Below are 18,490 nucleotides of genomic sequence, written 5' to 3' on the forward strand. Positions count from 1 at the left end.
ATTAAAAACTTTACACCCTGTTTTGAATTCTTTATTATTTTTGGAGTCCTTATGATGCTGAGAAACCCTTTCGCCCAAATCTGTTTTTTAATTTTACTCTTCACAAGATTTTTCTCTCCTGTATTGGCCCAGGAACCCGAAAAACTGGGACTTGACCCCGATAAGTGGGCAGTGGAATTAAATAAAACCAATATGGATGAAGAAGTTAACTACCTGGGAAGTTTGATCGATCAATTGGTTGAAGTGGATAGTCTTCGGGCAATTCAGTTTTTGGATTCCCTTGAAAATTCCCCCGAGGCAAAGGGACATTATTTCAAAACCCATTTTTGTATGGCCAAAGCAGAGGTCATTTACGATAAATTTGCCGGATATGACAAGTATAAGGATCGTAGGGCAGAAGCATTAATACCTATCAAAGAACAGTTGATGAAACTGTACGCCGATGCTCTTGAAGCTGCATATCATACTGAAAATGAAGGAAAGATAGGTTGGGTAAACTTTTATTCCGCACGCCGAATGCTTCATTTTGGAGAAATAGCCTGGGCGGTGATGTACTCCAAAAACGGAGTGGATCTTTTTGAAAAGATAAACTATCCCCTTGAGCCACCTGTATATACTGAGCTGGGAGAATTGCTGCTTCAGGTAAAGGAATATGACGAATCGATTCACTATGGCAAAAAAGGAATCGCTGCCTGGAAAATACTCAATTATGAAAACGAATATGATGCCCCCTATAAATTCAAGGTTAGGGCTTTCAATACGATTGGCTCCAGCTTTTCCAAAAAAAACGAATACGATTCTGCTATTAGCTACCTGAATCAGGCACTTCTAATAGCAAAAGATAATAAAGATAAAGGGTTAGAAGGAAGGGTTTTGGGCAATATTGGTAGAATCCTCTATGTACAGGCTAACTTTGATACAGCTTGGGCCTTATTCCAAACCGAATACCAATATAGTATGCTCGATAGTGCTTTAAACGAAGCTGCCAATGCATCTCAATGGATGGCCAAGGCAAATCTGGCCAGGGGAAATAAGCTTGCGGCTTTAGCCGAAGCAAAGGAAGCCCTTCGGCTACTAAGACTTTGGCCCAATGGACAATACCGGCGTGATACCTATTATACCCTCAAACAAATACATCGGGAATTGGGCAACTATGATAGTGCATTTTATTACAGCGACCGCTATATTTTACTAAATGATTCTCTGGAAAAAGAAGTGGCTACAAGCAGCCTTGCTATTTCTAAAGCAAGATTAAACAGCGAGGAAAGCCGTTACAAGATTCAAAAAATAAATAAAGAAAAAGAAAGACAGTTATTCATTAGAAATACAATAATTGCTGCAATTGTTGCTTTGGGTCTTTTTGTATTAATGATCGTAAACAGGGGCAGATTGAAAAACAAGCTGGCGCTCGAAAAAGCAGAAAGCGAAAAAATGCTGATGGAGCAGGAAATACAATCAGCAAAAGAACAAATTAACAGCTTTACCTCCCATATCATTGAGAAAACCAACCTAATTGAAAAGCTTGAAGAGCAGGTAAACGGCAAGAACGCAAGCTCCGAACACCAAATGATTATTGCTGCATTAAGTCAGCAAACCATACTAACGGAAGATGACTGGTTGAAATTCAAATCACTTTTCGATAAAATTTATCCTTCCTTTTTCCAGAAACTAAAAAAAACCGCACCTGAAATAACCGTTGCCGAACAGCGGATGGCCGCTCTTACACGCATCCAATTGACCAGCAAACAAATGGCTGCCATGCTAGGTATCTCAGTGGATAGTGTTCATAAAACACGGCAACGCCTGAGGCAGCGACTTCAATTCAGTTCTGATACCAATCTCGACGAATACATTTCGGGTATTTGATCCCTTTGCAAGCTCATAAGACAATGAGGCGTTGTTAAGACAAGTTTATTTACTTATAAGTTATTGATTATTAATTTTTTACATTTTTTACTGTCCGGTCTTTGTCCGGTGCATTTAAGCTTTTCACATACACTTGTCAGTATTTTGTCGTCCCAAAAACTTTGTTCGTCCTGAAATTACTTACTTCTTGTTTCGTGATTAACTATTGGATGGAGTTATGGAAAAGAAAGATTGGATACTCTTTGTATGGATTATCGTAGTCCTAATCCTCATCCTTTTTGTGTATTTCATTTTCGAAAAGCGGATTGAGGCAATACCGGATAATATCAAGTGATAAATGCCGATATCCAAATTATCATCGCTTGGTCAGCTGAAAAAGCCGGGTTGCTTTATAGGCTTAGTTCTTTTTAAGGATGAAGAGTTAAATAAAATAGACAGGTTATTTTAAGTGCCTTTTTCAAAAAATTCGACACGCATATAAATTATTTTAACGATAACCATTTCGGTTTACAGCCGAACATAAAAACCAAGAAGTATGAAAACAACTTTACTCTTTTTCTTATGTCTTATTGGCCAATCACTTTCGGCCAAAACAATTACAGTCACCAATGGGAATGATGCCGGTCTGGGAAGTTTAAGAAATGCCTTAGAACAGACTCGGGATGGGGATGTCATTGAGTTTTCCGGCGTTGAGGAGGTGACCCTTATTTCTAGTATCCTAAACATCAATGAAAATGTGACCATAAAAGGGAATGGCACCACCCTGCGGGCAAATTTTTCGCCCCTCATGAAGGTAGCGACAAATGCCACTGTCCGTTGGGAGAGGTTTAATTTTGAGGTCCCTTCAAATTCTTTCAGCCAATTGGTATCCCCTAAAAAAGCCAGAGTGATATTTGAGGTTTGCCGTGGCCAATGGGAAAACCCAAATCCATCTATGACCAATACATCCAAAAACAGTACTGAAATAGTGATGGAAGAATTACGTAAAGGAGGGGGAATCAATTATTTTGTAACTCCCTGCCCTGATCCTGATAACTGTGGTGGTGGCGGTGGCGGTGGTGGTGGTGACAACCCTAGTTGTTCCATTTCAGTAATTACCCGCAATATTACTGTTCAGTTATCATCCGGAGGCAATGTCACAATCACACCAGACCAGATCAATAATGGTTCCACTGGAACTTGTGGCCCGATCTCCTTCAGCCTTAGCAGAACTTTTTTTACGTGTGATGAAATCGGACCTAACATTGTTACCCTCTCGGTTATTGATGCCAATGGCAGTATTTCTAATGCCTCGGCTACCGTAACCGTGGTGGATAATACTGCGCCGAGTATCGCCTCACCACAGCCTGTTGTTGTAAATACATCCAATTGTACCGCAAACGTGTCCTTAACAACACCGCCTGTACTTGACGCATGTGGTATCTCCTCCATCACCCGCAACCCAAGTACCAACACTTTCCCTGTAGGAGTTACATCAGTTGTATGGACGGTAACAGATGTCAACGGCAATACCGCTACTACCACACAAACAGTTACCGTACGTGATGCGACGCCCCCTGCTTTCACCACTACACCCCAAAATATTACTGTAAACGGTGCACCGAATTGTGCCACCGTTTCGTTAACACCACCCTCCGCTTCAGACAATTGCGGTAATACTTCAATCACCCGCAGTCCCGAGGGCAACAACTTCTGTATTGGAACAACTTCTGTAGTGTGGACGGCCACTGACGCCAGTGGCAATACCGCCACGATAACGCAAAATGTAACTGTACGTGATGTAACGCCACCTACTTTCACCACCACACCACAAAATCTTACAGTAAATGGCGCACCAAATTGTACCGCTGTTACTCTTTCAACCCCGGCAGCAACTGATAATTGGAGTAACGTAACCATCACCAGCAACGTAGCCAGTGGATCGTCATTTTGTATTGGAACAACTGCTGTTGTGTGGACCGCAACGGATGCCAGCGGCAACACCGCTACTTTTACACAAACCATAACTGTACGTGATGTAACGCCGCCTATGGTTACCACGCCACAACCTGTAAACGTAAATGGTGCACCATGCACGGCGGTTGTCAACTTAACGCTCCCTGCGGCCACCGATAATACTGGCATCGCCTCCATTACCCGTATCCCTGCAGGGGACACCTTCACTGTTGGAACAACTGATGTTTTATGGACGATAGCAGACAATAGTGGAAACACCACCTTAGTAACACAGCAGGTAGTTGTTGCTGATGTTACACCCCCCACCGTTGTAACCAGAAATATAACTGTTCAACTTGATGCAAATGGATCTTTAAGCATTACTGATGATTCGGTTGACAATGGATCTACAGATGCATGTGGACCTGTTACACTTTCAGTAAGCAAAAAAACATTTGACTGCGGAAATATCGGGACCAACACTGTTACGCTTACTGTTACAGATAACAGTGGCAACAGTGCCCAATCAACAGCTATTGTTACCGTACAAGGAGCCAGTATCACATACTACCTAGATAACGATGGCGATGGTTTTGGTAATCCCCAGAACAGTACCACACTTTGCAGCAACACACCACCCATTGGTTATGTAACCAACAATACCGACTGTAACGATAACAATGCAGCTATCAGCCCCAACACTGTTTGGTACAAGGATGCAGATAATGATGGTTACAGCGATGGCACCACTCAAATACAGTGCGCGCAGCCAACGAATTTCAGACTTGCAAGTGCATTGACGGCGACAAACGGCGATTGCGATGAAAACAATTCAAACATCAACCCCGGTGCAAGCGAGGCATGCGATGGTATAGACAACAATTGTAATGGACAGATTGATGAAGGGTCAACTTCTACATTCTACCTCGATTCAGACGGAGATGGTTTTGGTAACCCTTCTGTTAGCCTACAAGCCTGTTTAGCACCTGAGAATTATGTGACCAACAATACTGATTGTGATGACAGTAGGGCAGATATTAATCCGAACACAGTTTGGTATGAAGATAGGGACGGTGATGGATTTCCAAGTAACAGGACACTAACCGGTTGTAGCAGACCTCAGTTTTTTTACGGCGGCGTATTTTCAACAACCTTTACATTAGGCAAACTTGCTTCTGAATTAACAGGTTTAACGGTGGATTGTGATGATACTGAGGCCTCGGTTAGTCCAGGTACATTATGGTATAAAGATGCCGACAATGATGGATTCAGTGATGGTACCAGTCAGCAAAGTTGCTTCCAGCCATCAGGGTATAAAAGCGCAGGAAATGTGGTTCCAGGCGGTGATTGTAATGATGCGGATGCTGCTATAAATCCCAATACAAGGTGGTATCCAGACCTAGATAATGACAACTATAGTAATGGTAATTTTATTGTACAATGTGCACGCCCTGAAAATTATAAGCTTCTGAGAGAGTTGACATCAACCGTTGGAGATTGTAATGATAACGATGAATCAATCAATCCAAATACCTTATGGTTTAAAGACCAAGATGGGGATGGTTATACAAATGGTCAAACCCTAAGGCAGTGTTCTAGGCCGGAAAATTATAAGCTTCAATCCGAATTAACCAATTTCGCTACTGATTGTAATGATCTGGATAATGAAATCAATCCTGTAACTAAATGGTATAAAGATGCAGACAATGACGGTTACAGCGAAGGTACCACCGTTACACAATGCTTACAGCCTTTGGGTTACAGACTAGAAAGTGATTTAATAGGTACAAGCGGAGATTGCAATGATAGTGATGCAACTATCATGCCGGGTGCAACCGAAGTCTGCGGCAACGGAAAAGATGATGACTGCAACTTGGCTACAAGCGATGTATGTGCATTGCCGGATACAGATGAAGATGGGGTAGCTGATGAAGATGACTGTGCACCAAACGATGCCACAAAGTATCGTAACGGAACTTTCTTCATTGATACAGACAATGATGGTTATGATAACGGTCAGGCGGTAATATGTTATGGCGAAGAAATACCTAACGGGTATAAAGCCACCACACTTGGTACCGATTGTGATGATACCAATGCTGCGATAACGGTATCACGCACCTGGTATCAAGATGCAGACAATGACGGTTACAGCGAAGGTACCACCGTTACACAATGTTTGCAGCCTTTGGGTTACAGACTAGAAAGTGATTTAATTGCTACAAACGGAGATTGTAATGACAGTGATGCAACTATCAACCCTGGTGCAACTGAAGTCTGCGGCAACGGAAAAGATGATGACTGCAACTTGGCTACAAGCGATGTATGTGCATTGCCGGATACAGATGAAGATGGAGTAGCTGATGAAGATGACTGTGCACCAAACGATGCCACAAAGTATCGTAACGGAACTTTCTTCATTGACACAGACAATGATGGTTATGATAATGGTCAGGCGGTAATATGTTATGGAGAAGAAATACCTAACGGGTATAAAGCCACCACACTTGGTACCGATTGTGATGATACCAATGCTGCGATAACGGTATCGCGCACCTGGTATCAAGATGCAGACAATGACGGTTACAGCGAAGGTACCACCGTTACACAATGTTTGCAGCCTTTGGGTTACAGACTAGAAAGTGATTTAATTGCTACAAACGGAGATTGTAATGACAGTGATGCAACTATCAACCCTGGTGCAACTGAAGTCTGCGGCAACGGAAAAGATGATGACTGCAACTTGGCTACAAGCGATGTATGTGCATTGCCGGATACAGATGAAGATGGAGTAGCTGATGAAGATGACTGTGCACCAAACGATGCCACAAAGTATCGTAACGGAACTTTCTTCATTGACACAGACAATGATGGTTATGATAATGGTCAGGCGGTAATATGTTATGGAGAAGAAATACCTAACGGGTATAAAGCCACCACACTTGGTACCGATTGTGATGATACCAATGCTGCGATAACGGTATCGCGCACCTGGTATCAAGATACAGATAATGATGGCTATAGTAACGGAAACACCTTGACGCAGTGTACACGCCCTCAAGGCTACAAACTCTCAAGTGAACTAACCGCTACAACAGGAGACTGCAATGATGACAATTCAGCCATCAACCCTGGAGCATCCGAAGCATGCGATGGTATCGATAACAATTGCAACTTGCAGACAGACGAAGGCTTCCCTGATGCCAATAATAATGGTGTAGCGGATTGTGTGGATCCCGATAATGACATGATCAGTTTCACCTTGATCAATGCAGGCACCAATACAGATATTTTGACCTTGACCGACGGTCTTCAGGTCAGTCAGAACCAAGTTCAGGGTCTGAGTCTGAATATCAGGGCGAACACCAATCCATCGGTGGTAGGAAGTGTATTCATCACCCTATCTGGACCAGTGAACCGAACGATAACCGAAAATGTGGCACCATATGCGCTGTTCGGGGATAAAAACGGAGATTATAACGGACGTTCACTGCCTGCCGGTAATTATACCCTAACGGCAACTCCCTATACGCAAACCAACAGAAGAGGAACTGTTGGCGCAACCACTACTATTCAGTTCTCCATTGTTCCTGAAACTGTCTCAGTGACCGGAATAACAACCACACCTTCAACTGCATCGATTGCTGTTGGAAGTACCCTTCAAGTGACTGCAACAGTATTGCCTTCCAATGCAATCAACAAGACGGTGGTATGGTCCACTTCCGACCAAGAAGTGGCAACCGTAAGTACATCCGGGCTTGTAAGTGCAATAAGCCCAGGAGAGGCAATAATTACTGCAACGACACAGGATGGCAATTTCTTTGACATTACGGAGGTGACAGTCACCAATGCTTCTCCTCTAAGTATTGGAAGCTTTACCCTGATCAATGCAGGCACGGATACAGATATTTTAACCTTGACAGACGGTCTTCAGATCAGCCAAAGCCAGATTCAGGGACTGAGTCTGAACATCAGGGCGAACACCAATCCTTCAGTAGTAGGAAGTGTTTTCCTCAGGATCTCCGGCCCAATAAACCGTACAATAACTGAAAATGTGGCACCATATGCGCTCTTTGGAGATAAAAACGGTAATTATAATGGAAGGAATCTGCCTGTTGGTAACTATACGCTAGAAGCTACACCTTATTCCCAATCCAATAGAAGAGGGACTATGGGCTCAACCAGGACAATTAAATTCTCCATTACTTCGGATGCATTCAGAATGGATGGAACAAATGCAGAATCAGACGAATCCGATAATCCTGAAGAGAATGCCGATGTGATGGAGAAAGAAGTTCAGGCAAGAGATATCCCAAGGATTACCAGAATGTATCCAAATCCTGTTGCGGAGATTATCAATCTTGAGCTTTCGGGACAAGTAGAAGAGCATCTAGAAGTCAGTATTTACGACCTGAAAGGAGTCCGCTTATTTAATCAGGAGCTTAAATCAGAAGATGGTACACTGATGCTTGATATTTCAGATTTAAGGTTGAAACCGGGAATGTTTGTCCTAATGGTAAATACCAACGGGTACCTCCAGACATTCAAGTTCCTGAAAAAGTAAGCTGAAAAGCTGCAAACTTAAATACCAGCCTCCAAAGTCAAGTTTTGATTTTGGAGGCTTTTTATTGTTCATCTGGCTCAAAAAAAATGAATTGGTGTTGTTTGGAATTAAAAACTGAGTTTGATAAGTTGGTTTAAAAAGGCATAATTAAAAATGATATTGGTAATTGAGGTAGAAACTTTTCAACCTTGTTACCTTAATAACTTTGAAACCCCATCCCCAATTTCAAAATTTTCCGATCTTCCAATCCGCCACAGCGTACAAGTTCTTTCGATTTCTTACCTTTGCGGCTTCAATTTTAGAATCCATGATTTCAGTAGACAATATCTCCGTCATTCATGGCGGCAAAGCGCTCTTCAGTGATGTGTCATTTTCCATCAACGAAAACGACAAAATAGCCCTGATGGGCAAAAACGGCGCCGGCAAATCCACCATGCTCAAAATCATCGCCGGCGGGACCAAGCCTTCCTCAGGGGGCGTTTCCGCTCCAAAAGGTGCGGTGATCGCTTACCTGCCGCAGCATTTGTTGACAGCAGATGACTGTACGGTTTTTGAGGAAACATCCAAGGCTTTTGCTTCCTACCTCGACATGAAAACCGAGATCGAAAGGCTCAATGAAGAACTAACTGTTCGTACTGACTATGACTCCGAAGATTACTACAAAATCATCGAGCAGGTTTCCGAACTCAGTGAAAAGTTTTACGCCATCGAGGAAGTCAACTACGAAGCAGAAGTAGAAAAAGTACTTTTGGGATTGGGATTTGAAAGAAAAGATTTCAAAAGATCGACATCTGAGTTTTCGGGTGGATGGAGGATGAGGATCGAACTTGCCAAGATACTTTTGCAAAAACCTGATTTGATCCTTTTAGATGAACCTACCAACCACCTTGACATAGAATCCATCCAATGGTTGGAGGAATTTTTGACCCAAAAAGCAAAAGCCGTAGTGGTCATCTCCCACGACCGGGCATTTGTGGACAACATCACCACCAGGACTATTGAAGTAACAATGGGCCGGATCTATGACTACAAAGCAAAATACAGCCATTACCTAGTACTTAGGAAGGAGCGCCGCGAGCAGCAACAGAAGCATTTCGAAGAGCAGCAGCGGACCATTGCCGATATTCAGGAATTCATCGACCGCTTCAAGGGCACCTATTCCAAAACACTTCAGGTACAGTCAAGGGTGAAAATGCTGGAAAAAATGGAAATTATTGAGGTGGACGAAGTAGATACCTCAGCCTTGAAGTTGCGCTTCCCGCCTTCTCCCAGATCAGGAAAATATCCTGTAATCGTTGAAGAACTTACCAAATCCTATGGTGACCATGTTGTGTTCAAGGATGCGAGCATGATCATCGAACAAGGTCAGAAAGTCTCTTTTGTAGGCAAAAACGGTGAAGGAAAATCCACCATGATCAAGGCCATCATGGGAGAAATTGATTTTCAGGGCAAATGTGAATTGGGCCACAATGCCATGATCGGCTACTTTGCCCAGAATCAGGCTTCTTTATTGGATGAAAGTCTCACCATATTTGAAACCATAGATAACATCGCTGTGGGAGAAATCCGAGGCAAAATCAAGGATTTGTTGGGTGCTTTTATGTTCAAGGGAGACGACATCAACAAAAAAGTAAAGGTCCTATCCGGTGGGGAAAAGACGAGGTTGGCGATGATCAAATTGCTTCTTGAACCGGTCAACCTCCTGATCCTCGATGAACCTACTAATCACCTGGATATGAAAACCAAAGACATCATCAAAGATGCATTGAAGGCTTTTGACGGCACTTTGATCATCGTATCCCACGATCGGGATTTCTTGGATGGCTTGGTAACAAAAGTGTTTGAATTTGGAAACAAACGGGTGAAGGAACATTTTGAAGACATCAATGGATTTTTGAGAAATAAGAAATTGGAGAATTTGAGAGAGGTGGAGAGAAAATAGAATTATTAGCTTTAGGCCTATGAAGTCAGTATACAACGAAATATTTAAGCAACTACTGATAGAATACAATCTGTCAGACGACTTTTCATTTTCGGTAGACTTACCGACAGAAGTTCAAGAAATTCTAGCCGACAAAATATTAATCACAGACCTTGGTGTAACTTTAAAATCATTTGACAAACTTCACCAAGCAACGCAGGAATGGGAAAATCAATCCATAATTGAAGATAGCGAAAATCACTTTCACGTTGAATGGCTTATAGAAACTTCTGACAATAAAAAAGCCTTTATGCTTGGTATAAAAACTTTGATTTTACTTGCAGACAAATTTCAAAAGGAAAAAATTAAAGGTATTAGGTTTTGGTATTCATTTCAGACACCTAAACTTGGACGACTTTGGGCTATAGAAAACAATCTTGACGAAGAAGATGACAAGCATTTTATCAGTGACAGACTTAGTTTTTATAAATTGCGTGACGGAGAAGAAGTAATTTCTACAAAGAAAAATGAAAATGAATTTTGTGCATTGCTGATTATCGACATATGAAAAATGGCCTAAGTTTACCCTACTTCCATCCTCCCTGCATCAACACAAGCAACAAAGCCTGCTGAATAGCCAAGTGGCCATCTTTGTTGATGAAATACTCTCCTAGGCTATGGGCACCATATCCGATGCCCCCACGGCCGATGGTCACTGCCGGAATTCCTTTGGAAAATGCCACATTGCTGTTGGTAGAGCTTGAACTCAGCTCAGGTTTTTTTCCTCCTGTCAGGTAATCGGCGATGGCCATGGTCTGTTGGATCAAAGTCGATTCAGGTGATGCGATTCCACTTGGACGGTCTCCCACTTTTTCGATGTCGACAGTCAGGGCTTCGCCTCTACGGATGATTTTGTTTTCCTTGGCCAAACCTTCCTGCATGGATTCCAAGAATATTTGGTTGATCCCCTTCAGCTTATCCTGACTTTCGGAGCGCATGTCCACGAGCATCCACGATTCAAAGGGAATGGAATTGACCGAAGTTCCCCCACCCAAAACCGAAATGCTGTAGGTGGTTTTCAAACCCTCTTTGGTAAATTCATCGGCTTTTGGCACAAAGGAAGCAACTGCCTGTGCGAGTGCATTGTGTGGATTCCCGATCCCAAAAGCGCCATAAGAATGTCCTCCAGGACCTTTGAAAGTTACCCTGTAACGGAGCGAACCAATTCCACCATTGACAATATCTTCCAATCCTCCACCGTCAATGGCAATAAAAGAAGCGATAGGTTGCCCACCTTCGCGAAAAAGATGCTTCATACCTTTAAGGTCTCCGAGACCTTCTTCGCCAACAGAACCTGTAAACCAAATATCGCTTTCGGTCCTGATGTTTTGACTGCTCATCGTTTTGACCAAAGCTACCACTACCGCCAATGCCCTGTTGGCATCCGTGATTCCCGGAGCAAATAAGGTATCGCCTCTTTGTTTGACTTTCACATCAGTGCCAAAGGGAAAAACCGTATCCAAATGCGCGTCAACCACGATAGTCTTGTCCGATTTGGTTCCTTTTCGCAGCGCAATTACATTACCTACCTCATCTGTCCAAACGGAGTCGGCCCCGGCTTTGCGCAGCATATCTGCATAGACAATACCTTTCTCCTTTTCGTGGAAAGTCGGCGTCGGGATTTCTGTGAGTGTAATCATATCCTGAATGGTCACCGCATCGATCTCGATGATGTAATCAAATGCCTTTTGTATGGCAGGTTTCTTGGCCAGTTCCTGTACTTCTTTTTGGTATTTGGGTTGGATAGTCTGTGCAAAGACGTGGTTACCAATTATCAGGGAAAATACAAGAAGGAAGGTCAGATTCAGTTTCATTTTTGATGGGATTTAATCAAGCGAATTAGAATAAATTCAGGAAAAGGGGCAATACCGTTTGTAAATATCTCAACGAGAATCATTTAGTTTTTTACAAATCTTCTGAAAGAAAATCAATAGGCCTTATGATTTTAATATTTTGGAAGGGATTCAAAACCAATAAATCAGGATCTCCTGATATGAGATAGTCTGCATGTCCATCAACAGCCAAATTCAAAAACATATCATCTTTTGGGTCTCTGCTTAATTTCAAGACACTGGAAACAGGGATTAAGGAGGACATTGCAATTAACCTTTCACCGAATTTCACCCTCTTTTCTTTTAAAACATATTTATCAAATTTCTCTCTCTGAAGGACTTCAAAAAGCTCTGCAATGGTTTCATTGCTAAAAATAAGTACTCCATGATTGGTTGCTTTTTCAACTGCTAATCGACTTGTATTGGATGGAGATAAAATCACACTTACCAAAACATTGGTATCCACCACAAATCTGAAATCAGCCTTCATTCATAATTTCATTAAGCTCTGCCTCAGTTAATCCATTTGCTTTAGCTTCATTTCGAATTTCATCAACAAATAACCAAAAATCATTATTCCCTTTTTTTAGGCTTGCCTGAAGCAATTGATCAATTTTTTTTGCAAGTAATTTTTTCTGTTCTAAGGAAATTCCATCCCATTTTTCAGCAGTTTTTTTATCTACTTCAATGATAATTTTTCCCATAATTTGATAAGTTTTCAACAATATACAAATAATTGAATTTGAGTGAAAATAGTTCTTTTCATTGAATCACGATCTTCCATTACTCAAAACGATCGGATCTTGCTTCAATAAAAAGACCAAAGATTGGTACAGGCCGTTGTCATAATCCTTTAGCCTTTGGGGATTTTCAAAAAACGATTCCAACGCCACTGCAAAAAACTCATGGGGATTGTTTGCCGCCGAATTCCTAAATATCGAGTCTTCCCCGTCCATAATTCTCTGGATTTCATTTTTGGCTAAAACCGAAAAATCCATCCATCTCTTGGGGTTAAAGAAATTACTCTGCCCGTTGTAATGGATTTGATTTTCTAGCTTCAGTGCATGTGCCATTTCATGGATTCCTAGGTTGACTCCATCTGATTCATTTTCCATTCCCCTCACAAAATTTTTCCAAGAAATCACAATGATTCCAAGCCTCGGATTGACTTCTCCCTGATGGTATTGCTTGTTGATGGTGGAATAATAATTGTCATTGTAAACAAGAATCTTTTTGAAATGCTTCAAAGTGACATCCTGAAAACCAAAAGAAATCATCACTGCCGTGGCACTGATGAGCAGTTCCATTTCCCGGGTTACCATTTTTACTCCTCTTGGAACAAATTTTTTAATTGCCAGAATATAAACAAGCCGTTTCTCAAAGTCTAGTTTATGTTTTGGATTAAGTTGGCGATAATAGGGAAAATGACTTTCCAAAATATCAATATCTTCCTTAGTCAACCTAAGTATTCCAAGCTGGATTTTGGCTTTTTGGAAAAGGTAAAAAAACAGACTGTATCGCATGTGGGTGGGTGAAATTGAACTTACGCTTCCCTATAAAAATATAAAAAGAAAACCGAAGTTCAACTCAATGAACTTCGGTTTTCTTACTTCTATTGAATGCTGAATTTATTTCGCGTAGTTCACAGCCCTCATTTCACGGATAACCGTGATTTTGATCTGACCGGGATATTGCATTTCTTTTTCTATTTTCTGGGAAATGTCAAAGGAAAGCTTGCTTGCTGTCTGATCGTCCACGTTGTCTGCATCCACCAAAACACGGAGTTCACGTCCGGCCTGCATGGCAAAGCATTTGTTGACCCCATCAAAAGCCAATGCAAGTTCTTCCAATTCCTTCAGACGCTTGATGTAGCTGTCCATGATTTCCCTTCTTGCTCCAGGTCTGGAACCAGAGATCGCATCAGAGGCCTGCACTATTGGAGAGATCATCGAGGTCATCTCAATCTCGTCATGGTGGGCACCGATTGCATTGATGACTTCAGGATGCTCCTTGTATTTTTTAGCAAGCTCCATACCTAGGATGGCATGAGGAAGTTCTGCTTCTTCAGGATATACTTTTCCGATATCATGAAGCAGACCTGCTCTTTTTGCAAGCTTGGCATTCAATCCCATTTCGGCAGCCATGGTTGCACACAGCTTGGCCACTTCTCTTGAGTGCTGCAATAAGTTCTGTCCATAGGAAGAACGGAATCTCATCCTTCCGACCATTCTGATCAGCTCGGGATGAAGGCCATGGATTCCAAGATCGATACAGGTTCTTTCGCCTATCTCAACGATTTCTTCCTCGATGTTTTTCTCTGTCTTGGCGACAACTTCCTCAATCCTTGCAGGGTGGATCCTACCATCCTGTACCAGTCTGTGTAGAGAAAGTCTGGCCACTTCCCTTCTTACAGGATCAAAGCCAGAGATGATGATTGCCTCAGGCGTATCGTCTACAATGATTTCCACACCGGTTGCCGCTTCCAAAGCACGGATGTTTCTACCTTCCCTGCCAATGATTTTACCTTTGACGTCGTCAGATTCAATGTTGAATACAGAGACGCAATTTTCGATCGCATGCTCTGTGGCTGTTCTTTGGATGGTGTCTAGAACGATTTTTTTGGCTTGCTTGGTAGCAGTCAATTTGGCTTGGTCCAGGATGTCTTTGATATGAGAAGAAGCCTTTGTATTGGCCTCGTCCTTGAGCATTTCGACCAATTGATCTTTTGCTTCATCGCGGGTAAGGCCGGCAACTTTTTCAAGGTCTGAGATTCGTTGACTGGTGACCCTATCAAGCTCATCCTTTTTCACCTGAACAGAGTGAAGCTGCGCAGAAAGATTTTCTTTTTTGCTGTCAAGCTCCGCCTCTTTTCTTTTGATTTGTTCCAATTCTTTGGCTAAGACCTGCTCCCTTTGCTTAATCTTGTTTTCGTTGGTGATGATGATGGCTTTTTTCTTGTTGGCATCTTCCTCAAACTCCGATTTCAATTTCAGGTACTTTTCCTTCGCCTCTAACATCCGCTCTTTCTTAATGGCTTCGGCATTGATTTCCGCCTCACGGATTAGGCTTTTGGCTTTTTCCTTTGCTTGCTCTTCCAGCTTTTTACTGTTGTTTTTTACGAAAAGACCGGCAGCGACTGCGCCAAGACCCAGGCCCAATATGCCTGCAATAATGATGTATAGTGATGATTCCATAGGTATTTTGGATAGATATATATTACCTACCGGAAAAAGAAAATTTCTTCAAAAATGAGAGTGAAATATAATTACAAAAGGGAACTCAATTGCTCGTTGATCTTTTCTATACTGGACTTTATTATTTCAGTATCATCTGTATTGATCATGTTTTGTTCCAAGGATTCTACCATGGAATCAAAAGCTACCATCGCTAATAAGTCTTGACGGTCATCCAACCCAAATTCTTCCCTGTATCTTTTGATCTTATCATTAATCAATCTGCCTGCATGTCTGATTTTGGCTTCATCTTCCGTCTTCACCTTCATGGGATATTCTCGATCCCCGATTTTCAACCTTATAGAAAGTGTCTCCATATCACTCAGACAAATAGGCAATTATTGTATCGATTTCCTTTATGTAACTATTGATTTTTTCTCTCAATTCAGCAGATTCCATTTCCTCTACCGGTATGCTGTTTACAAGTTTAGCTATTTTAATTTGATTTTTAAAATCCTCCAACACTTGCTCCTTTTCTTCCAGTTTTGTCCGAAGTGAAAAAAGCTCTTCCCTAAGGGATTGGTTATCCTGTTCGAGCTGCTGAAGCTTTCGGCTGACCTGTGAGGCCAGCTTTTCGGTGCGTTGAAGTTCTTCGTGAATCATGTTTTATTTTCTGATAAGTGCCCCCACTTCTTTTTCAAAACTTTCAATAAGTCGGGACATGGCTTTGTCAATCACTTTGTCTGTAAGGGTCTGTTCATTGTCCTGAAGGTAAAAACTCAAGGCATAGGCTTTTTTCCCTGACTCGATTTTATCTCCCTGATAGACATCAAAGACTCCCACTTTCTGCAAAAGATTTCCTCCAGCTTTGTTGGCTACTTTTTTGATCTGGTCAAAAGTGACTTTCTTATCAATTACCAAAGACAGGTCTCTTCTAACTTCCGGGAATTTGGAAATTTCAGAGTACTTTTTCAAGCCTTTTGATTTTTTTGTTATCAAGTCCCAATTCAGGTCCGCAAAAAAAACCTCTTGCTTCACTTCAGCCAATTTCCCCAAACCTTCTGTTACCAAACCGATTTTCCCCAATTCCTTGGTGCCCAAATCGATTTGTAGCCCATATTCAAAAGGTGCGGAATGAATGATCTTGACCTCGGTATTGTCAATCCCCATTTTCTCCAAAATCAATTCAACAACAGCATAAATATCTGGGAAGGACACTGGTTTGGAAGGTGCCAGCCAACTTTCAGCTGCCCTGTCTCCGGTCAGGAATATCGCCAATCTCTTTTCTTCACGATAACCTGATTCTTCTTTGAAATAAACAGTGCCGAATTCAAATAATTTCAGGTCTTTCTGTCTGCGGTTGATATTATGTGACATCACTTCCAATCCGGAAAACAACAAAGATTGTCTCATCACACCTAGATCCTCACTGAGTTTGTTTAGGATTTCAACATTTTTGTTTACTTCCAAAAAGCCGGATTTTTCAGCGTAAATAGGTTTGGTCAGCGAATTGGTGATGATCTCAAAATAGCCCAATCCGGATAAAATTTCGCTGAGCCTATATTGCAGCTTGTTCAGGTCCTTTGCAGGATGTTCGGCAAGGTAATCCGCTTTCAGATTCTCGGACAAAGGAACATTGTCAAATCCATGGATTCGCAAGATCTCTTCGATGACATCCGCTTCTCTCGTCACATCTACCCTGTACGGCTTTACCGAAACTGTGAATCCGGTCTCCGATTCTGAAAGTAACTTGATATCAAGATTTTCCAAAGTGGTTTTGATCTCTTCCTTAGCGAGTTCTTTTCCTATCAATCTCCTGATATTGGCATAAGTCACTTCAATAGAAAGATCAGAAACAGGATGTGGATAAAGGTCTATGATATCCGAAGAGATTTCTCCTCCGGCTATTTCTTTGATGAGCATTGCTGCTCTCTTCAACGCATACACAGGCATATTCGGATCTGTCCCTCTTTCAAAACGGAAAGAAGCGTCTGTCTTCAACCCATGAAACTGACTTCCTTTGCGGATAATATCAGGAGAGAAATACGCGGACTCCAAGAAAATAGTGGTAGTAGAATCAGATACACCCGATCCTTTTCCTCCAAAAACCCCGGCGATGCAAAGGCCTCCCTTTTGATCACAGATCATCAGTTCTTCGCCGGAAAGCTTTCTTTCCTTGTCATCCAAGGTGACAAAAGAAGTCTCTTTCGGTAATTTTTTTACAATGATTTTTCCACCTTCAATTCTATCTGCGTCAAAAGCGTGAAGCGGCTGACCCAAATCATGAAGAATAAAGTTGGTAATATCTACGATATTATTGATCGGCTCGAGGTCCAAAGCCCTGAGGTAATTTTGAAGCCAATTGGGAGAAGGTCCCACTTGGATATTGGAAATCGTCAATCCGGAATATCTGGGGCAATCTATGGCGCTTTCTACTTCCACAGGAATTGACCTTTTGTTATTGTCAATTTTGAATTGATCGACAGAAGGAAGGCAGATTTCTCTTTTTAACAAAGCTTTCAAATCTCTCGCCACACCTAGATGGGAGGCTGCATCTGCTCTGTTGGGAGTCAGCCCAATTTCCAAAACATGGTCACTGACTACTTCGAAATATTGTGAAGCAGGGGTTCCGTTTGGCAAATCCGTGTCCAACACCATAATTCCGGCATGGCTGTGACCGATGCCGATCTCATCTTCCGCACAGATCATTCCTTGGGAAACTTCCCCACGGATTTTTGCTTTTTTGATTTCCAAAGGTTCACCTGACACAGGATACAATACTGAACCTTCCTTAGCCACCACTACTTTCTGTCCTTTGGCAACATTGGGAGCTCCGCAAACAATGGGGACAATCTCTCCTCCTACGTCAACCGTGGTTACACTCAGTTTGTCTGCATTAGGATGTCTCTCGCAGGTCAATACTTCACCGATCACCACACCTTCCAATCCTCCCCGGATGGATTCAAAACGCCCGATTCCTTCCACCTCCAACCCTGATCCTGTCAAGAGCGATGCGATTTCTTTGGGTGAATGGTCTAAAGCAATAAAATCCTTTAATCTATTGATGGAAATTTTCATGAATGCACGGTTATTTCAGAACAAGGCACAAATTTAAGAGAATTGGTGGAGGTGGGAAGGT

At 42.0% G+C, this 18,490-nt stretch carries 12 protein-coding genes; 4 read left to right on the forward strand and 8 right to left on the reverse strand.

Annotated elements, in window-relative coordinates; translation table 11 throughout:
• Positions 1-330 precede the first annotated feature (330 nt).
• From NU887_RS12925 to NU887_RS12940, 4 genes are all read left to right on the forward strand, one after another.
• Positions 331-1,866 (forward strand): tetratricopeptide repeat protein, encoded by a 1,536-nt coding sequence (locus NU887_RS12925; protein ID WP_258423800.1) that lies wholly within the window; start codon positions 331-333, stop codon positions 1,864-1,866.
• Between the two features lie 535 nt (positions 1,867-2,401).
• Positions 2,402-8,365, forward strand: coding sequence for a MopE-related protein (locus NU887_RS12930; protein WP_258423801.1), 5,964 nt, complete (start codon positions 2,402-2,404; stop codon positions 8,363-8,365).
• A gap of 307 nt (positions 8,366-8,672) precedes the next feature.
• Positions 8,673-10,307, forward strand: coding sequence for an ABC-F family ATP-binding cassette domain-containing protein (locus NU887_RS12935; RefSeq protein ID WP_258423802.1), 1,635 nt, complete (start codon positions 8,673-8,675; stop codon positions 10,305-10,307).
• Positions 10,308-10,326: 19 nt separating this feature from the next.
• Positions 10,327-10,854: a hypothetical protein gene (locus NU887_RS12940; protein WP_258423803.1), complete on the forward strand. Its 528-nt coding sequence runs from the start codon at positions 10,327-10,329 to the stop codon at positions 10,852-10,854.
• A 19-nt stretch (positions 10,855-10,873) separates the two neighbouring features.
• On the opposite strand, the gene NU887_RS12945 is transcribed toward NU887_RS12940, so the two are convergent.
• The 8 genes from NU887_RS12945 to pheT all read right to left on the reverse strand — a co-directional run bounded on the left by NU887_RS12945 (position 10,874) and on the right by pheT (position 18,429).
• On the reverse strand, positions 10,874-12,160 hold the full coding sequence (locus NU887_RS12945; protein ID WP_258423804.1) for a M20/M25/M40 family metallo-hydrolase: 1,287 nt from the start codon (positions 12,158-12,160) through the stop codon (positions 10,874-10,876).
• 91 nt (positions 12,161-12,251) lie between these two features.
• A complete protein-coding gene (locus NU887_RS12950) occupies positions 12,252-12,668 on the reverse strand; it encodes a putative toxin-antitoxin system toxin component, PIN family (RefSeq protein WP_258423805.1) in 417 nt (138 codons plus the stop codon).
• On the reverse strand, positions 12,658-12,882 hold the full coding sequence (locus tag NU887_RS12955; protein ID WP_258423806.1) for a hypothetical protein: 225 nt from the start codon (positions 12,880-12,882) through the stop codon (positions 12,658-12,660). Before NU887_RS12955 ends, NU887_RS12950 begins: the two co-directional genes overlap by 11 nt.
• 66 nt (positions 12,883-12,948) lie before the next feature.
• Positions 12,949-13,701, reverse strand: a complete 753-nt coding sequence (locus tag NU887_RS12960) for a zinc-dependent peptidase (protein ID WP_258423807.1) — start codon at positions 13,699-13,701, stop codon at positions 12,949-12,951.
• Between the two features lie 105 nt (positions 13,702-13,806).
• On the reverse strand, positions 13,807-15,372 hold the full coding sequence (rny, locus tag NU887_RS12965; RefSeq protein WP_258423808.1) for a ribonuclease Y: 1,566 nt from the start codon (positions 15,370-15,372) through the stop codon (positions 13,807-13,809).
• Positions 15,373-15,443: 71 nt separating this feature from the next.
• A complete protein-coding gene (locus NU887_RS12970; protein WP_258423809.1) occupies positions 15,444-15,728 on the reverse strand; it encodes a cell division protein ZapA in 285 nt (94 codons plus the stop codon).
• A gap of 1 nt (position 15,729) precedes the next feature.
• Positions 15,730-16,014, reverse strand: coding sequence for a hypothetical protein (locus tag NU887_RS12975; protein WP_258423810.1), 285 nt, complete (start codon positions 16,012-16,014; stop codon positions 15,730-15,732).
• A gap of 3 nt (positions 16,015-16,017) precedes the next feature.
• Complete coding sequence (gene pheT / locus NU887_RS12980) at positions 16,018-18,429, reverse strand: phenylalanine--tRNA ligase subunit beta (RefSeq protein ID WP_258423811.1); 2,412 nt, start codon at positions 18,427-18,429, stop codon at positions 16,018-16,020.
• Positions 18,430-18,490: the final 61 nt, after the last annotated feature.

The sequence above is a fragment of the Aquiflexum gelatinilyticum genome (genome assembly GCF_024741135.1).
In the GTDB taxonomy this organism is placed as follows: Bacteria; Bacteroidota; Bacteroidia; order Cytophagales; family Cyclobacteriaceae; genus Cognataquiflexum; species Cognataquiflexum gelatinilyticum.